General features: G+C 68.9%; 13 protein-coding genes. 4 read left to right on the top strand and 9 right to left on the bottom strand.

All coding sequences use genetic code 11. The features are described 5' to 3' along the window. Positions 1–112: 112 nt before the first annotated feature. Positions 113–406 (bottom strand): hypothetical protein, encoded by a 294-nt coding sequence (locus OG735_RS39435; protein WP_327327943.1) that lies wholly within the window; start codon positions 404–406, stop codon positions 113–115. A gap of 226 nt (positions 407–632) precedes the next feature. Between OG735_RS39435 and OG735_RS39430 the strand changes: the two genes are divergently transcribed. Further along, on the top strand, positions 633–1,340 hold the full coding sequence (locus OG735_RS39430) for a hypothetical protein (RefSeq protein ID WP_327327942.1): 708 nt from the start codon (positions 633–635) through the stop codon (positions 1,338–1,340). Positions 1,341–1,543: 203 nt separating this feature from the next. On the opposite strand, the gene OG735_RS39425 is transcribed toward OG735_RS39430, so the two are convergent. Then, positions 1,544–2,440 (bottom strand): serine hydrolase, encoded by an 897-nt coding sequence (locus OG735_RS39425; RefSeq protein ID WP_327328615.1) that lies wholly within the window; start codon positions 2,438–2,440, stop codon positions 1,544–1,546. A gap of 1,044 nt (positions 2,441–3,484) precedes the next feature. Between OG735_RS39425 and OG735_RS39420 the strand changes: the two genes are divergently transcribed. Both OG735_RS39420 and OG735_RS39415 read left to right on the top strand, forming a co-directional pair. Beyond that, positions 3,485–4,462: a trypsin-like serine peptidase gene (locus OG735_RS39420; RefSeq protein ID WP_327327941.1), complete on the top strand. Its 978-nt coding sequence runs from the start codon at positions 3,485–3,487 to the stop codon at positions 4,460–4,462. A 215-nt stretch (positions 4,463–4,677) separates the two neighbouring features. Next, positions 4,678–5,172: a hypothetical protein gene (locus OG735_RS39415; RefSeq protein ID WP_327327940.1), complete on the top strand. Its 495-nt coding sequence runs from the start codon at positions 4,678–4,680 to the stop codon at positions 5,170–5,172. Positions 5,173–5,299: 127 nt separating this feature from the next. Here OG735_RS39415 and OG735_RS39410 read toward each other — a convergent pair whose 3' ends face one another. Continuing rightward, positions 5,300–5,860, bottom strand: a complete 561-nt coding sequence (locus OG735_RS39410; RefSeq protein ID WP_327327939.1) for a hypothetical protein — start codon at positions 5,858–5,860, stop codon at positions 5,300–5,302. Beyond that, the gene (locus OG735_RS39405) at positions 5,824–7,104 is read right to left on the bottom strand and encodes a molybdopterin-dependent oxidoreductase (RefSeq protein ID WP_327327938.1); all 1,281 of its coding nucleotides are present in this window, start codon (positions 7,102–7,104) and stop codon (positions 5,824–5,826) included. Before OG735_RS39405 ends, OG735_RS39410 begins: the two co-directional genes overlap by 37 nt. A gap of 739 nt (positions 7,105–7,843) precedes the next feature. On the opposite strand from OG735_RS39405, the gene OG735_RS39400 reads away from it, so the two are divergent. Next, the gene (locus tag OG735_RS39400; protein ID WP_327327937.1) at positions 7,844–10,834 is read left to right on the top strand and encodes an NB-ARC domain-containing protein; all 2,991 of its coding nucleotides are present in this window, start codon (positions 7,844–7,846) and stop codon (positions 10,832–10,834) included. A gap of 223 nt (positions 10,835–11,057) precedes the next feature. On the opposite strand, the gene OG735_RS39395 is transcribed toward OG735_RS39400, so the two are convergent. From OG735_RS39395 to OG735_RS39375, 5 genes are all read right to left on the bottom strand, one after another. Next, on the bottom strand, positions 11,058–11,753 hold the full coding sequence (locus tag OG735_RS39395) for a DUF4232 domain-containing protein (protein ID WP_327327936.1): 696 nt from the start codon (positions 11,751–11,753) through the stop codon (positions 11,058–11,060). A gap of 231 nt (positions 11,754–11,984) precedes the next feature. After that, on the bottom strand, positions 11,985–14,090 hold the full coding sequence (gene fusA / locus OG735_RS39390) for an elongation factor G (RefSeq protein ID WP_327327935.1): 2,106 nt from the start codon (positions 14,088–14,090) through the stop codon (positions 11,985–11,987). 381 nt (positions 14,091–14,471) lie between these two features. Then, positions 14,472–15,686, bottom strand: coding sequence for an epoxide hydrolase family protein (locus OG735_RS39385; RefSeq protein ID WP_327328614.1), 1,215 nt, complete (start codon positions 15,684–15,686; stop codon positions 14,472–14,474). Between the two features lie 59 nt (positions 15,687–15,745). Further along, positions 15,746–16,192: a MarR family winged helix-turn-helix transcriptional regulator gene (locus OG735_RS39380; RefSeq protein ID WP_327327934.1), complete on the bottom strand. Its 447-nt coding sequence runs from the start codon at positions 16,190–16,192 to the stop codon at positions 15,746–15,748. 193 nt (positions 16,193–16,385) lie between these two features. Beyond that, the gene (locus OG735_RS39375; protein ID WP_327327933.1) at positions 16,386–16,934 is read right to left on the bottom strand and encodes a GNAT family N-acetyltransferase; all 549 of its coding nucleotides are present in this window, start codon (positions 16,932–16,934) and stop codon (positions 16,386–16,388) included. Between the last annotated feature and the right edge of the window lie 140 nt (positions 16,935–17,074).

The raw sequence follows: 17,074 nt of genomic DNA, 5'->3' as shown, positions 1-17,074 counted from the left end.
CCGCGATGGCGCACCCCGAACTGCGCCACGAGGTCCGATCGATGATGCTGTGGCGGCGGCGCTCGCCCGGGAACAGACGGCAGCCCGGCGGCGAGGAAGAGCCTCGTGCGGTTCACGAAATCCGGTCGGCAGCCTCCCGGTCCTGTTGGCCTGCCAGCTCGCCTTGAACGAACGGGTCACTCGCAGGGTCGTAGGGCCCGTCGTGGTCCGCCAGGGTTTCCACGATGCGCTGCCATTCCTCTTCCTCGGATTCCCTCCGCTCACGCTGCTCGTCTGCTGCGGAGCCCTCTTCCAGAGAGTGCTGTATGGCTCGGAGCGCGGCTTTGGCCTCGTGGTGTGTCATCCCAGTGGCCTGTTCACGAACGGAAGACCACGCGGCTCTGGCCGAAGGGATGGGCTCGTCCATGGCTGATGTGTCTCGTTCGGGGAGGACACGGGAGCGAGAAGGCTTAGTCATGTTGTTCCCAGCGTTGTCGAGTTGCGGAGTGCAGGTCTGTCCGGAGACTGGCGAAGGGGTACGTAGTGGCTGTTGTCCGCTGACTCGGGTCGATATTCCTGCGCCCCGCGAGGCATGACCGCCGCAGTCAGGGGTAACGAAGAGCTGCTCCGGCCAACCGGCCGCCGAGCAAGGGATGGGAAGGCAACTCGACGTACCCGCCGGCGGTACGGCGCTGTCCTGCCGCGGATCGTCCGCGGCCACGCTGTCGCTGCACACCCGTGAGGCATCGGCCGGCATCATCGATCTGCGGCAGAGCAGATTCGGGATGCTGCGCGACGATCCCGCCGCCTGGCCCGCCGGACTTGTCCTCGACGGAGCCGTCTACGACAGCGTCCAGCCTGCCCTTCCGGCCCGCACCCGTCTGCCCTGGCTCGGCCGCGACCCTGCCGGCTTCGTCCCCCAGCCCTACGAACAGCTCGCCGCCACTTGCCAACGCCAGGGCCAGGACGCCGAGGCCCGCACCGTACTCGTCGCAAAGCACCGCAGCATGCGCCCCACGCTGACGCCGCCGGCCCGACTGTGGAGTCTCCTCCAGGACGCGACGGTCGGCTACGGCTACCGCCCCATGCGTGCAGTGGTGCTCCTGCTGGGTTTCCTGACCCTGGGGACGGCACTGTTCACTGCATGGCCCCCGACGGTGGTGGGGGACGGCAAGGCACCGCATTTCCAGGCGGCCATCTACACCCTCGACCTGCTGCTGCCCCTCGTGGACCTGGGCCAGGAACGCTCCTACGCCTCGGACGGCGCCCTGCAGTGGGCGGCCGTCGTATTGATCGGCACGGGCTGGCTCCTCGCGACCACGGTCGCAGCCGGCGCGGGACGGGTGCTGCGCCGCACCTGACGGGCTCGTGCGTGGTTGGCGCCGGCACCTCGACCGTGCGCTCGCATTGATCGACCCGGTCGCGCCGGCGCAGCGCCGCTTCGATGATCCCCTCTCATCCAGGATCGAGTCGTGGCGGCGGTCACAGAGAACCTGTCGGGTGGCCGCGTACTACCCCGGCGAGCAGATGCGAGCAGCGCCCTGTCCGCTTGCCGCTCCGGAGCCTAGGAGGCCGTCGGGACCTTCGGCAGGGTCAAGTCGCGGTTGATGATGCGGGCAGCGCCTTCGATGGTGGCGATGCCGTCGTTCATCGACCGGTTGCCGTGGGAGAGCACGACGATCGCGTACTCGTGACCTCCGCCGGTGAACGCGCCGATGCTGTGTACCCGCCAGCCCTTGGTCGCACGCGGCAGCCAGCCGTTCTTCAGATGGACCGTCGCCGAGCCGGGTGCCCCGGCCGACACCCCCCACCGCTGGTCGGGGACGACTCGATTCATCAGGCCGAGGGCGTAGGTGCGTGCGTTCCGGTCGAGGACCGAGTTGTCCGAGGTGAGCAGGCGCAGCAGTTTGAGCTCGTCACTGGCGGTGATCTGGGTGCGCCCCCAATAACCCTTCGGCCCCGCTACGGTGTCCCGCATTCCCGCCAGGGTCAGGAAGTGCTGGATACCCTTGGGGCCGATCTGTCGCCACAGAGCGGACGTCGCGTCGTTGTCCGACTTGGTGATCATGGCGGTGGTCAGGTCCACCTCGTGCGGCGTGAGGCTGCGGTGCTCCTCCATGGCCAGCCGCAAGAGGGCTCCGAGCACCGTGGCTTTGACCACACTTGCCGAATCGAATGTCGCGTCGGCTTTGTACGTGCAGGAGGTTGCCGTGGTCCGGTCGTAGAGCGCGAGCGCGGAGGCGCCCTGGCGCCCGTGGAGTGCGCCGGCGATGTCCTTCGACAGTCGGCCCGCCAGCCCCGGCAGCCGCGAAGTGCACGTGACCTGCGCGCCGCCGACCGTTGCGCCGGCGGTGCTCGCCTCGGCCGGGGCGGCCGTCGCGAGCGCAGCCAGCGTTGTCCCGACAACCAGGGCCGTGGCCAGGCCTCGCCGCGCACGGCGCGATATATGCGTTCCGAGCATGAAAATTCCGTCCCGCTCCATGTCTGCGATCACATCGGCAGCCCGCCCGCGATCGGTTTTGCGCGTTCGACGCCCTGCGAGTGCCGACGGGCTTCGGCCGCTGTCTTCTCCCAGGACGTGGACGCCACCCCCGCGAGACCGGCGCGGCAGAGCGCAGAACGGGACACGGCGCAGGAGCCCCGGGCTGATTCACCGGCGGGCAGCCTGACGAGCGTCCTGGTCCCCGAACACCGGTGACCTTACAGGGGCGGGGACGAGAGTAACGCGAAGAAGATGCCGACTTGTCCGTTTTGCGTCTTTTGCTCGCGTGTGATGCTTGTCAACCTACTTCGTGTGGCCGGGCTTCGGGCTTCTCCCTCTCTGCCCTCGGGCGGCTTCAGGGGCTACGCGGCACGCGCCGCTGCCCTCCTCACCGCCCTGGGTCACTCTTAATCCCGGCCGACCTCCAACGTCGTCGGGGATATCAAGGCGATCCGCACCAGAGCCGAAGGCTCCGGGAGCAAGCGTGACACGGACGCCGAACCGGCCCGCCGCCCGCCGGCCTCATGACCGCCCTGCCCGGGCCTCGACCACTACCCGTTTTGGGCTCCCTCGGGCGAGGTCCTGACAACCGCAGCCAATCTCATCGGCTGCAACTGGCCTGCCGAAGAACGCGACTTCGAGAAGCACCGTGAGTCGACAGTCGCCGAGGGCTTCCAGCGCTATGCGCGCGAAGGTGTGCTCGGCCCGGGCACGAACCCGCCGCGCGCTGAATCGGGCTTGCGCGAGCAAGCCGAAACGCCACAGGCAGCAATTGAGGGGCTGCACCGCGGGTGCGGCCCCTCCCGCTGTCTGACGCACCCCGCGCTGCACAGCGCCGCCGCCACGACTACCACTCATCAAGGGTCCTTGGCCACTGTCGGCGAAAGACGCGTCGAGCCGTGCGCGTCGGCAGCGCGCTCGGGAGGCGGCCGGCCGATGCAGCCGCGCCATGCCGGGCACTTCTGCTCGCAACCGCACACTCGTATGGTGAGTCGTCACTTGTGTCCGGCCAGAGGGGAACTGATGGTGCGTAGGACCAGGCTCATCCGACACGCCGCAGCGTTCACGGCAGCCCTGCTGCTCTCCGCCGGGCTCGCCCCGGCAGCCTCCGCCGACGGCCCGGCCGGGCCGAGTCCGGTCGCCGTCCGGCTCAACGCCTACTGGACCCAGGCCCGGATGGCGGGCGCACTGCCCGGCGACACCGGCAAGGGCTCCGAGACCGGGCTGACGACCCCAGCCGCCTCCCCCACGGTGGACGGGCCTCGGCCGGGCGAGTACATCCCGCCCAGTATGAGCTTCGACGGGATCCCCCAGGCCGGCACCTTCTTCTGGACCGACGCCACCGGCACCGGACGCACCTGCAGCGGCTCTGTGGTGCGCAGCCCCGGCCACGACCTGGTGCTCAGCGCCGGGCACTGCCTGAAGGGCTACTCCGGCACTTCCCCCAAGCGCAACCTGGGCTTCGTGCCGCAGTACCACGACGGCCTCAAGCCCTTCGGCATCTTCCCGATCAGGAACAACGGCGTCTACGTCCCGCAGCAGTACTACGACCGGGGCGAGCACGCCGGAGCCGAGTACGACTTCGCCTTCGCGGTCACCGAGCCCAACCAGGACGGGACGCGGCTCCAGGACGCGGTCGGTGGGGTGCGGCTGCTCACCGGGACGGGGTACTACCACGCCCCGGTGCGGATGATCGGGTATCCGGGGAGGGCGCAGAAGCCGCTGGAGTGCTGGAGCTGGACCACCAAGTGGGCCAGCGATGACCCGGCCGACACTGGCGCTTTCCCGCGCATCGCCTGCGACGCCTTCGTGGGCGGGACCAGCGGCGGGCCGATGCTGGTGCCGTGGCCGGGCGGCTGGGCGGTGATCGGGGTCATCGGCGGCTACCACACCGGCGGCAACACCCCCCAAGTCTCCTACAGCTCCTACTTCGGTGCCGCAACCCAGGCCCTCTACCGCGCCGCGATCGCCGGCGACCCGCCCGCAGGCCCGACTTCCTGAGCCCCAGCAGCCAAGCCTCATGCCCGCAGCACAGCGCCTTTCACCGCTGCCGCCGGGTGAGGAGCGGCCGAACGAGGCCATCGTCCTGGCGAGGCGGCGAGAGACAGCCGAATGGATGAACCAGGCATTCTTGATGTGTTTGGTAATTGACGCTACATCACACAATGGCAATTCTGAAACGCACTCAAGAATCCATTTGTATGAGGGGAGGAAGAATGCTTTCCGTTTCAAAGTGGGGTGTGGTGGCGACAACGGCGGTCTCGCTGGCAGCTCTCGCGGGTTCCGCCTCTGCATTCCATGACCCGTACTCCCTGGACAGGGGCATGGGAAGTGGGCGCACAGAGGCCATCCGACTGACGTCGACGAGTACGGGCACCACGGTGGTCGACAACGGTACATCCGGACCCGGCATCGGCGATCAGATCATCATCAGCGCGAACCTCTTCCGCAACGGTGCCGGCTATGGCACCGAGGGGGCGGTGTGCACTCGAGTGGCAACAGACACCACCCTCTGCTCGGGCACCTTCAGCCTTCCCCGTGGGCAGGTGTCATGGCAACACCTGAAGACCACCCCCATCGGCACCCCGCCCAGCGACTTCGACGTCGCCATCACCGGCGGCACCGGTGCGTACGCCACTGTCCGCGGCTACGCTCACATCGCCCGCACCGCTGAGTCGGGCGGCGCCTTCACCCTCCATCTCCTGCACTGAGCCCCCTCGCCACAGCACGCCCAGGGCTGAGCTTGTTCCTTGGCCCCGTGCGGTTGTGAGCTCTGGCGCAGCGTGGTCCGTCCCAGCCCCGGTTCTCCTATGATGAACAGCCCCACCCGCTCGTGGGTCACGGAGCGGATTCCCTGCCCGACCCAGGCCCTGGAGCAGGCTCCGGTGCCCGCTTGGCCGGGCGGGAAGACCACATGCGTGCCAACAGCAGAAGAGCGGAGAGGCCGAACAGTACGGCGGTGATCAGTAGCCAGCGGCCGAGAAACACGTCATCGGGGAGGCCGGTGTAGGCCGTGAAGTTGTCCACCTGTCCCAGGATCAGGGGAAAGTAGGTCAGCAGCAGGACGCCGGAGAGGAAGACGGGCACCCGGACGTAGTTGATCCATCCCCACATCGGCAGGTTGCCCTCAGCGGCAGGTTCTCGACGTCGGCCCAGTACGGTCAGGGCGGCCCGGTCGGTGAGCGTATAGAGGGGGAGAAGGACCAGGTCGTGCAGGAGGGCCGCTCCGACGAACCACACGACGACCATCCACGGTTCGTCTCCGTCCAGCAGCCGGATACCCGCATACCCGGCCAGGGTGAAGGAGCACAGCACCGGCAGCAGGTGCAGCGGCGAAGCCCCGTAACGCGCCCGGAAGCCCCTCACGCGCCCTCCCCGAAAGTCAGCCGGGTGACCCATTTGGTGTTGTGGACCCCCGGGTTGGCCGGGACGATGACGCGAGCCGGATAGCCGTGATCCAACGACAAGTCAGTTCCGTTGACCCGCAACGCCAGCAGCGAGCGCGCGTCGCGGACCTGGTTGTCGCGCAGCATGGCCGAGCGGAAGGCCCCGCTGCGCTGGGCGGATTCGACGAACACACCCGGCGCTCGGTCCACGAAGCCGACGAGTGCGGCGAGGTCTGCCAGCCGCACCCCGCTCCACTCCTGGTCGTCGGTGGACCACCCTTCCACGCAGGCGATGGGCAGCGCCGCATCGTATTGCGGCAACGCCAGCACCTGGTCGCGGGTGAGGATGCTCTCGCGGCCCCCGCCCCGCACGACCAGCCGCCAGCCGGGGCCGATATCGCGGGCACGGATTCCCACACCTGCCGCGGTCTTGTTGATCTGGAAGCCGTTCGGTCCTCGCCCTGGCTCCTGGCCGTGCGGGGCGAGCAGGGCGGTGGTTCTGAGGGAACCGCCGATGCTCTGTCCGGCCGTCACCGCGAGCAGTACCAGGGAGCCCGCCCCCACCATGCCCAGAGCACCCCGCCGCGACATCGTCGGTGGGGCCGGGTCCGGGGTCACCAGTCCGGTCTCGTCCGCGGGTGCTGCTTGCTTGCGGCCGATCGGCGTGCGCAGCTCGTCACCGAGGGCGCCGCTGCGCAGTGTCCGGATCACCAGGGGAATGCGGAAGGCGATATGCACAACGAAGGCGCCGATGAACACCCACGCCCCGTAGAAATGCAGGACGTAGAAGGAGCCGGGAAAGATGTAGTCCAACTGGATATTGAGCACACCGGTGGCGAACTCGAACAACACCCCGCCCACGAGCAGCAGCAGAGACAGCCGTTCGAGCGCCTGGCTGACCGATCTCACAGGCGGCCAGGCGAACAGCCGGGGAATCACCGACCACAGTTTGGCAAGCAGTACCGGGATCAGCACGATGCCGAGGGTGACATGGACGCCCTGGTTGAGGCGGTACAGCCAGTACGGATCGGTGGGCCAGGCGAACAGATAGAAGCCCAGCCATCCCCTCTCGGGGGTCTGGTCATTGCCGGCAAGATCCGGGTTGTAGGCGGCGTAGGAGAGCAGCCCGGTCACGAACAACACCGGGACACCGACGAGCAGAACCGAGCCGAAAACCGATGTCAGCCACGGTCCCCGCAGAGGACTACGCCAAAAACCCGGCCGGGACGGACCGGCCGGTGGGCCCTCCCGCAGCATGACCGCAAGGCGTTCCCTCGATGCCTTTGGGCTTGAACCGGCCGTTGAAGTACCTGGAGGGCGGTCGCCTCCTTCGCGCACCTCGGGCGGCTCGCCCGAGGATGTGCCGCGACCCCGGCCGCCAGATTCCTCGTGTCCTGCCGACGACTCGGTGCCGCTCACCCCGCCCGGATGCTCGTTCGTCGCATCCCCTTGTGGCGCTGACGTGCCGTCAGTGCCACGACGACCCACCCCGCCGGCGCTCGCGGTCGGCTCATCCGCCTTGGACGGCTCGTTCGTACCGTGTGTGTCGCCCATTGGATCCCCTGTGCGGTTCACGGAACGGCTGGCCACCGCCCAACGCCGAACAGTAGACCCGAATGTCAAGAATTAATGGTATTCGTTGCGTTTGTCTTCTGGTGACTCTGGCGCCGACCGACTGTCCCTGAAGCAACTGCCGAGGCAACGGCATCTCGCCTCTCGAACCCGACCTTGTGGAAGCAGCCCGCCATGGTGTGGCGGGCGCCTCCACACGTATGCGTCGCCCCTACGCATACGAAGAGATTCCCTGCGGCCGACGCGACGCTTCTGCGACCGCAGTGGCCGGGCCAACTGCCTGTCACCGTCAAGCAGTCGATGAAAGTCCCCAATTCAGGACCATCATCCTCACTGTTTGGTGCCCCAGACAGGGTGACGATCGATACCTTGCCAGTACGGCGGGTCGCGGCGGGCAGGGTTGTGCAGGCCGGGGTGGGGGTTGGTGCGGGTGCAGCGGGGGTTGTCCACGCAGGGCACGGCGGCCGCGGCATCGACGCTGCTCGGCTTCGGCTCGGGGGTACTGGCCAACGTGGCCACGTCGCAGTGGACCTGGTCTGTTGGTGCCGGTCTGCTGGTGTGGGTCGCGGTGTGGGTCGGGTTCGAGGCATGGCGTGCGAGCCAGGAGCCGCATGCGGCGCCTCAACGCGGTCCTGGTGGTGGCCGCGGCGTCGGCCACAGACGTGGACGTGCGGAGGGAAACCATGAGCAACCGTGGATGGCTCCCCCGCTGGACCGGATGATCGAGCGACCCGAGCTGGCTGGTCGACTGGTGGCCGAGCTGACGGCACCGGAACCGAGCGAGGTCGGCATGACCACCGGGCTTCGGGGGGCGGGAGGGTTCGGCAAGACGACCCTGGCGGCTTGGGTGTGCCACCGCCCCGAGATCGCGGAACGCTATCCGGGCGGTCTGCTGTGGGTGACTCTGGGCCAGGAGATCCACGGCGCGGACCTGGCCGAGCGAGCCAACGATCTGGCCTGGGCACTGAGCGGCCGGCGGCCAGTACTCTCCGATCCGGACGCGGCTGGTGCCGAGTTGGGCCGCCTGCTCGACGAGCGCAGGCAGCCGGTACTGCTGGTCATCGACGATGTGTGGCAGGAGGCGCAACTGCGGCCGTTCCGATTCGGCGGGCGATGCTGCACCCGGCTGATCACCACCCGCATCCCCGACCTGCTGCCTCCCGGCGGCCCGCACATCGCGGTGGACGCCATGTCCGTCGACCAGGCCCAGCTGCTGCTCGCCGACGGAGTCACCGGGCTGCCCGCAGAGACAGCGCAGCGGCTGGCTCAGGCGGCCGGGCGGTGGCCGGTGTTGCTCAATCTGCTCAACGGCGTACTGCGTCGACGCATGGATCGAGGGCAATCGGCGCAGGAGGCGGCCGAGCAGATCCTGCGCACCCTGGCCGCTGACGGGCCGACCGCGTTCGACCCGGCCCGACCGGCCGTGCGCAGCCGGGCTGTGGCCACCACGGTCGAGGCCAGCCTGGCGCTGTTGGCGCCGGAAGACCGGCACCGCTACCTCTATCTGGCCATCTTCCCCGAAGACGTTGCCATCCCCTTGGAGGTGCTCGAGCTGCTCTGGCCCAGTGTCCGCATCGACCGCCTGTGTGAGGAACTGACCGGGCTGGGGCTGGTCGCCGACTACCGGCTGGATGCGCCCGGGCCTCGCCTGGTACTTCACGATGTCATCCGTGCCTTCCTGCGCACCCGCTTCAGCGCCGAGGACCGGGCGGAGGTGCACCGGCGGCTGATCACCGCCGCTTCCGGGCTACTGGCCCACCGGGATGGCAGCCGGCCACGGCCGTGGTGGACCCTGCCTGCCGACGCCGACTACCTGTGGCGCCATCTGCCGCAGCATCTGGCCTCAGCCGGCGAGGGAGAAGAGCTGACTGCACTCGTTGGTGACCTGCGGTGGGTGGAGGCCAAGACCCGTAGGCTCGGCTCGGTGGTGGGAGTCACCGCCGACCTTGCGCTGGTGGACACCCCCGCCACCGACATGCTGCGGCGCGTACTCGAACGCGCCGCTTGCCTGCTCGGCCCGATCGATCCACCTGAGGCGCTGGGTGCGACGCTGGCCAGCCGGCTCCACGGTCTACCTCAACTCGAAACGTCCCTGCACCGCTATCAGGACACGCTGCCCCGACCCCGGCTGGAACCCGCATGGCCCCTGCCTGATCAGACCGACCCGGCCCAGCCACGCCCAGCCGGACATGTCGGCGGGGTGACCAGCTGTGCGTTCTCCCCCGACGGCACACTGCTCGCCACCGCCGGCAACGACGACACGGTGCGGCTGTGGCAGGTCCCGCATGGCAGGGAGCAAACCGTACTCACCGGCCACACCGGCGGAGTGTGGGACTGCGCGTTCTCCCCCGACGGCACCCTGCTCGCCACCACAGGCGGGGACGGCACGGTAAGACTGTGGCACACCACCAACGGCACCGAACAAGCGATCCTGACCGGCCACACCGCTTGGGTTCGTGGCTGTACGTTCTCTCCCGACGGGACACTGATCGCCACCACCAGCAACGATCAGACTGGACGACTGTGGCAGGTGACGAGCGGTGCCGCCGTGGCCGTGCTGGCCGGCCACGCCCGGGTGTACAGATGTGCCTTCTCTCCCGACGGCACGCTGCTCGCCACCACAGGCGGCGACGGCACGGCACGACTGTGGCACACCGCCGACGGCACCGAACACACGGTGCTGAGCGGCCACACCAGCCGAGTGCACAGCTGCGCGTTCTCCCCCGACGGCACCCTGCTCGCCACCACCAGCAACGACCGCACGGTGCGGCTCTGGCACACCACCGATGGCACCGAACAAGCGATCCTGACCGGCCACACCGGCTGGGTGCGTGGCTGCGCGTTCTCTCCCGACGGCACTCTGCTCGCCACCGCCAGTAATGACCGCACGGTGCGGCTCTGGCAGATCGCCGACGGCACCGCACAGGCGGTCCTCACCGGCCACGCCGACGGGGTAACCGGCTGTGTCTTCTCCCCGGACGGCACGCTGCTCGCCACCGCCGGCCACGACCGCACGGCACGGCTGTGGCGAGTCGCCGACGGCACCGAACACACGGTGCTGAGCGGCCACACCGACCATGTGAACGACTGTGCTTTCTCCCCGGACGGCACGCTGCTCGCCACCACCAGCGACGACCGCACGGTGCGGCTGTGGCGAGTCGCCGACGGCACCGAACAGGCGGTGATGAACGGCCATTCCAGTTGGGTGGAGAATTGCGCGTTCTCCCCGGACGGCACGCTGCTCGCAACAATCGGCCGCGATCAAACGGTGCGGCTGTGGCAGGTGCCCACCGGTCGCCGCCACTGCGCCCTGCGTGTTGCCAGCGACCTGACCGGGATCGCCTGGCACCCCGGCGCCGCTTTGCTCTGCGTCGCCGGCGGAATTGGTACGTACGCGCTGGCCTACGTGCCGTAGACAATCTGCGGCACCGTCGCCCGGCAGGGCGAGGCACCTCGTCACACTCCCCCGGGTGTCCCGCGATACGCATGTTGCGGGCCCCGTGGTTCGGTCAGCATGTCGCGTCGTCCCGGCCCGGTCGAGCGCCCTGGGAGCCGCGTCGTCGCGACGCCGAAGGCGCCCTTGACCGGGCTCTCGGGCACTCACCATTCCGAAGGCGGGCACGTTGTGAACACAGGCCTCAGGAAGGCTTCACCGCTGTCACGGCGGTGACGGTCACCTTGTTGTCGCACTCGGCGAAAAGCCCGTCATCCAGGGCGACTTGGTGTGCCCCCGACCCCGGCAGGCCGACCACCAGCGTCGGGTACACAACGGGCTCGGAGCCGGACTTGCAGTAGCCGTCCGCCTCGCCCTGGACCTGGACGAAGGTCAGTTTCACCCATGCCTTGCCGCCGGGCGCCAGCCGCACCGGAGACGCCGATCCCGTGCGCGTCACCGTCAGCGGAGCGTTTTTCTGCGGGGAACCATTGCCCGCTCCCGCCACCGTCGGGTGGCCCTGCAGAGTGCACGCGCGCCCAGAGGTGTTGGCGAACTCGACGACCGCCGCTCCGATGCCCGTGCCCTCAGGGCGAACAGCGGCCTGATACGCGATCGCCTTCAGCCCCGTCCCCGGACAGGTTCGGGCCTCGTCGCCCGCCGATCCGGTCCCCGAACCCGGCGTCGAGGGAGAAGCGCTCGCCGCCGGCAGCGCCGATGTGCCCCCCTCGGCCGGCTTTGAGGCAGCAGAGTCCGGCGCCCCCGAAGAGCCTCCCGCCGTCGGCGACCCGGACTCCGCTGCATCGCCGCCACCAGGCTGGCACCCTGTCACCAGCAGTGTGGCCGCCGACGCCGCGACCATCGCCATCCCGGCTCTGCGGATGCTGTTTCCGTACTTCATGACGCCCCCGATTGAGAAGTGGACAGGTACCGGCCTCTCGCCGGCACTCGACACTGCAGACAGCGCCCGCCGACGTCAGGTTTCGGCCATTGATCGTCTGTGACACATCGGTGACAATGCCGGATCAATGCAACCGCCCCGCGTCACACCAGCATCGTCACGCCCATCAACGCGCCCGCGGACGCCGGCCGGATGGCCCCGCCCGGGTGCGGGCGGGGCCATCATGGGGATCTACCGGGACAGCATCCCGTTGGACACCGCGGCCGGCACAGGCGCGTAGCCGGTGGTCCGGGTGGTGAAGGTTCCCCGGCCCTGGGTCCGGCTGCGCAGCCGGGATGCGTAGCCGAACAACTCGGCCAGCGGCACGGTCGCGGTGATCACCGTTGTGCCGGCCCGCGCGGCCTGGCCCGAGACCCGGCCGCGTCGTGCCGCCAGGTCGCCGAGCACCCCACCCACGGCGTCTTCGGGCACGGTGGCCGTGACCTCAACCACCGGTTCCAGCAGCTCCATCACACTGGCGCGCAGGGCTTCCCGAAGTGCGAGCCGACCTGCTGTCCGGAACGCCATCTCCGAGGAGTCCTTGGAATGCGTGGCGCCGTCGGTCAGTGTGACCCGCAGTCCGGTCACCGGGTGGCCGCCGAGGGGGCCCTCGGCCAGGGCGTCCCGGCAACCGGCCTCCACCGCGCGGATGTACTCCTGCGGCACCCGTCCACCAGTGACGGTCGACCGGAACACGAAGTCCCCTGCGCTGCCGCCGTCGTTGTCACCGGCGTCGCCGGCCGCAGCCTGAAGGGCCTCCACGTCGAGGACGACGTGTGCGAACTGGCCGGCGCCTCCGTCCTGCTTGACGTGCCGGTACACCAGCCCGGACACCCCACGGGCGACCGTCTCACGGTAGGCCACCTGCGGCCGCCCGACGCCCACATCCAGCCCCTGGGCGCGGCGGATCTTCTCCACCGCGACCTCCAGATGCAGCTCGCCCATCCCCGACAACACCGTCTGGCCGGTCTCGGGGTCGGTCCGGACCGCCAGTGAAAGATCCTCCTCGACCAGCCGTGCCAACGCCGACGCCAACCGGCCGGTATCGAGGCTCCTGCGAGTCTCGACCGCAACAGAGACGACCGGATCGGCCACCGTGGGCGGTTCGAAGACCAACGGCGCCGCGGCTGTGCACAGGGTGGCCCCCGCACGGGCGGCCTTCAGCCCGATCACGGCGACGATGTCCCCGGCCACCGCCCTGTCCACCTCCGCGTGCCGATCGGCCTGCACCCGCAGGATCCGGCCGACCCGCTCGGTGCGGCGCGCGCCTACGTCGAGCACTGCGTCTCCCTTCTGGATCGTTCCCGAATACACGCGCAGGTAGGTCAGGCGCCCCGTGGCAGTCGAATTCACCTTGAAGACCAATGCGGCGAACGGCGCCGCCGGGTCGCAGGCTCTCTCCTGCACCGTGCCGTCCAGGGTGCCGCGTACCGCCGGCACGTCCAGAGGCGACGGGAGGTACGCCCCGACAGCCTCCAGCAGCGGCTCGATCCCGCAGTTGCGGTATGCCGATCCGCACAACACCACCACGCCTTCACCACTACGGGTCAGGTCGCGCAGTGCTGCGGCCAGAGTCTGTGCGCAGACCGTCGACTCCGTGCAGAACTCCTCCAATGCAATCGGGTGGAGTTCCGCCACGGCCTCCTCGAGCAGTCGGCGGCGACGGTGCGCCTCCTCCCGCAGGGCGTCAGGTACCGGGCCCTCCTCGAACGGGTCGCGGCCGGCGCCCCAGACCAGCGAGCGCATACGCAGCAGATCCACCACCCCAGTGAACCCGTCCTCCTGCCCGATCGGCAGCTGGACCACCAGCGGGACCGTATGCAACTGTTCCCGGATCGACTCGACCGCCGTGTCGAGGTCGGCACCGGCGCGGTCCAGCTTGTTGACGAATGCGATCCGAGGCACTCCGTGACGGTCGGCCTGCCGCCACACCGACTCGCTCTGCGCTTCGACTCCCGCGACAGCATCGAACACCGCGATCGCGCCATCAAGCACTCGCAGCGAGCGCTCCACCTCGTCGGAGAAGTCGACGTGGCCCGGTGTGTCGATCAGATTGATCCGGTGACCGTCCCAGACGCAGCTCACCGCCGCGGCGAAGATGGTGATCCCACGGTCGCGCTCCTGTGAGTCGAAGTCGGTGACGGTCGTGCCGTCATGGACCTCGCCCCGCTTGTGGGTGGCGCCAGTGACGTACAGGATCCGTTCGGTGATGGTGGTCTTGCCGGCATCAACGTGGGCGAGGATGCCCAGATTTCGGACGCCGGTCAGCGGACTGGTGGTATGCAGGTCGGTACGCACGGCCCAAGGCCTTTCAGGATGATCGAGATCAGGGCAGCGCGATTCCCGGACGAAACGGCCTGGGGTCAAGCCGGCAGCATCCCCTGATCCAGCATCATCCGCTGGTGCAGCACGACGGCATCGGGACGTACTCGGCCAGTCGGCTCACCGGGCAGGCAGGGATCAGGCGTTCGTCACGGACGTCCAGTGGCGGCCGCGCAGCCGGCACTGGGCACACATAGACATCAGGATCACGTCGTACCGTGAACGGGGAACGACGACAGAGGTGCGGTAACGCACGGTCGGCTCCCCTCACTCGTCGAATCGCGCGCTGCGATGTCGAGCAGCGCACGAGGCGAGTGTAGTAAGCCAGGATGAGCCCGTGCACCGGATTTTCGTGCCTCAGCGGCGGCTCCGGAACGTTCGGCGCACGTCGTCGATCCAGGCGCCGGGGACTTCCCAGGGAATGAAGTGGCCGCCTTCGTCGTGGGCGGTGAGATTGACGTGGTTGTACCAGTCGGCGCGGTCGCCGGCGAGCCAGTTGTCAACGCGCTGCTGTGCGGTGGTGACGCCGGGCGGGTTCTCGTAGCCGACGAAGGTGATGCCGGTGGGGGCTTCGACGGCGGGGGTACGGGGGTGCGCGGGGGTCCAGGGGTAGCGGTTGGCGTTGGCGTAGTAGCGCATCGAGGTGCCGATGGCGTTGTTGGCCCAGAAGATCGTGGCGTGGGTGAGGAGGTCGTCCTTGGTGAAGACGGTCTCGATGTCGCCGTGGTTGTCGCTCCAGTTGACCCAGCGTTCCAGGATCCAGGCGAGCAGGCCGACGGGAGAGTCGCTCAGGCCGTACGAGAGCGTGCTGGAGTCGAGGACGTGGGCGGCCAGGTGGACGGCGAAGCGGCGGTCGAAGGCGATGATCCGGGCGTGGATGTCGTCGGGCAGTCCGTCGGGGATGGGCCGGCCTCCGCTGAGGTCCCAGGCGCGGTCGCCGTTGAAGAAGGTGAGCTTCAGACCGGAGCCGATGTGGATGCCGTGGAGCTCGTCCGCGTATTTGTGGCCGAGTTGGCCGGTGACCAGGGCGCCGATGTCGCAGCCGCCGGCGGCGTACCGGGTGTGGCCGAGGGTGTCGGTCATGAGGGTGTGCCAGATGTCGGCGACCTTCCAGAAGTTCATGTCCGGGTGATCGGGCAGCGGGGTGGAGAAGCCGAAGCCGGGCAAGGAGGGGACGATGACGTCGAAGGCGTCGGCCGGGTCGCCGCCGAAGGCGGCGGGGTCGGCGAGGGGGTCGATGACCTTGGACCAGTGCCAGAAGGTCCAGGGCCAGCCGTGGGTGAGGATGAGCGGGATCGGGGCGGGGCCGACTCCGGGTTTGCGCATGAAGTGGACCGGTACGCCGTTCACACGCACCTGGTAGTGCTGGTAGGCGTTGATGGCGGCTTCGGCCTTGCGCCAGTCGTAGTGGTGGAGCCAGTACTCGGCCAGTTCCTGGAGGTAGGCGCGGCCGACGCCGTAGAACCAGTCGCTGTTTCCGGCGTCGTCGGGCCAGCGGGTGAGCTCCAGTCGCCTCCTGAGGTCGTCCAGAACGGCGTCGGGCACGTGGACGGGCGTGGGGTCCAGCGGCATGCGCGGTGCGTCTGCCACGGTGGATTCCTTCCTGTGCGGGAGGAGCGGCGCGCCGGGTGTCAGAGCCCGCTGTCCATGAGCGCGGCCATGCGGGTCAGCGCGGGAAGGGCGGCGGTGATGGAGTGCCGTTCCTCGGGGGTGAGTTGATCGGCCAGTTGGGAGAAGCGGCGGACCCGTTCCTGACGACGGCCGTGGATGACCCGCGCGCCGGCGTCCGTCACCCGGACCAGGACGGCGCGGCGGTCGTCCGGGTCGGGATGGCGTTCGACCAGTCCCTCGCGTTCCAGGCGGGTGACGAGCTGGGTGACGGCCGGCTGGGTGATCTGCTCGGTCGCTGTCAGCGCGGTCAGCCGCATGGGGCCTTTGCGGGTCAGGGTGTGCAGGACGGACAGCGTGGTGAAGCTGTGCTTGTCGCCGACCGGGAGCCGGATGTTGCTGCGGGTGAACTCCTCTATGGCCGAGGCGAGTTCGTCGGCGTCGAAGTCCGGGTTGCGGGGTCCTGCCATGAACCCGAATGTATCACTGACTTATTAAGCTGCTTATGCAATTCCGCGTCGCGCCGCCGCGCGGGCTGACGACCTGATGCCATCGACCCGGGTGACGACGCCCTCCCGGAGATGCGTCGTGGCCGTGCAAGTCTCCGGGGGGACGACCCGGTGCTGTCGGCCGACTCGGCCGCCCCGCCCTTTGGGAGTGCCGTCATGGTGCTGAGCTGTTGACGGCGTCATCCAGGGCGACGTCGTCGCGCAGCATGCTGTAGCGAACCCCGTCCCGCCAGCGTCCGGCCCGGAACACGACGCTGCGCAGCACGCCCTCCCGAGTGAAGCCACACTTCTCCAGCGCGCGCTGCTCACCGATGTTCTCCGCCTCGGTGTCCGCCTCAAGCCTGACCACCTGGGTGTACGTAAACAGGTAGTGGGACAGGGCCCGTTGGGCTTGGGTGCCGATGCCGCGACCCCGGGAGTCGGGCAGTAATTGGGCGCCGATGTTCCAGTAGTAGGAGGTGCGGGAGGCCACCATCTTCCGCCAGGCAACGAAGCCGTGCCGTTCGGCGCCGGCCACCACCAGAAGCTGGCTACCGTCCTCGCCGAGCAGGCCGTTCTCCGCCCAGCGGCGCCGCCAGACTCCCGGGTCGGACCAGCCGTGCCACTGAAACGGCCCGGCCGCCTCCGGTTCGGTCAGGAACCGTTCGAGCAGCGGGAGATCGGGCTCGGCTATGGGCCGCAATGTCACCTGACAGTCGCTCATCGGGCAGACATTAATTCACCGGTCCGGACCGGCAAGGGCCGGGCGAACTCCGCCAGTGCGCTGAGCTGTGTCTGATCCAGGAGTTGCGAAGAGCGAGCGAACTGCGGTGAGAACCAGTGAAGTTCACCGCAGCGGAGCTG

This window comes from Streptomyces sp. NBC_01210, assembly GCF_036010325.1.
Taxonomy (GTDB): Bacteria; Actinomycetota; Actinomycetes; order Streptomycetales; family Streptomycetaceae; genus Streptomyces.
The sequence above is the reverse complement of the archived record's forward strand: the minus strand, read 5'-3'. Positions and strand labels throughout refer to the sequence as shown.